Origin of the sequence: Mesorhizobium sp. M7A.F.Ca.ET.027.03.2.1, assembly GCF_003999175.1 — a bacterium.
Classification (GTDB): Bacteria; Pseudomonadota; Alphaproteobacteria; order Rhizobiales; family Rhizobiaceae; genus Mesorhizobium.
On the sequence record NZ_RZOM01001658.1, the window covers coordinates 1 to 767 of the forward strand.

A 767-nucleotide genomic window follows, 5' to 3' on the forward strand; every position below is an offset into this window, starting at 1 on the left:
GTTCTATCTATTGGAAAAACTGCGCGACGGCGCGCCGAAGCCTGCGGCCATCATCGGCATGCCGGTCGGCTTCGTCGGTGCTGCCGAATCGAAGGACGCGCTGGCCGAGAATTCCTACGGCGTTCCCTTTGCCATCGTGCGTGGCCGTCTCGGCGGCAGCGCCATGACCGCCGCAGCGCTCAATTCATTGGCGAGGCCGGGCCTGTGAGCGCGCTTCCCAAAGGCCGTCTCGTCGGCGTCGGCACCGGTCCCGGCGACTCCGAACTGCTGACCCTGAAAGCCGCGCGGGCCTTGGCGGAAGCCGATGTCGTGGCCTATTTCGCCAAGCGCGGCAACAACAGCAACGCGCGCGCCATCGTCGAAGCTCAGTTCCGGCCCGAAATGACGGAACTGCCGCTGCTCTATCCCGTCACCACCGAAATCGACAAGGAGCACGACGACTACCGCTCGCAGATCACGGCTTTCTATGAGGAGTCCGCCGAGAAGGTCGCCGAGCACCTCCAGGCAGGCAGGATGGTTGCCGTGCTGTCCGAGGGCGACCCGCTTTTCTACGGCTCCTACATGCACCTGCATGTGCGCCTCGCCCATCGCTTCCCGACCGAAGTCATTCCCGGCGTCACCGCCATGTCCGGCTGCTGGTCGCAGACTGGTATCCCGATCGTCCAGGGCGATGACGGCGGCATCGGTGTCAGCCAGCCGGCGCGTCAGCTCGAACTCGCTCATCGTGCCGGGCAGCACCGTCAGCACGTCATCGCCCTGGACGATCG

Annotated in this window: 2 protein-coding genes; both read left to right on the forward strand. The window is 65.4% G+C overall.

Features of this window, described 5'->3' with window-relative positions:
• The coding region (locus EN750_RS37145) for a precorrin-8X methylmutase (RefSeq protein WP_189526810.1) at positions 1-208 on the forward strand (208 nt) is incomplete at its 5' end.
• Positions 205-767: SAM-dependent methyltransferase (locus EN750_RS37150; RefSeq protein WP_245482937.1), on the forward strand; the 563-nt coding region annotated here is incomplete at its 3' end. The genes EN750_RS37145 and EN750_RS37150, both read left to right, overlap by 4 nt.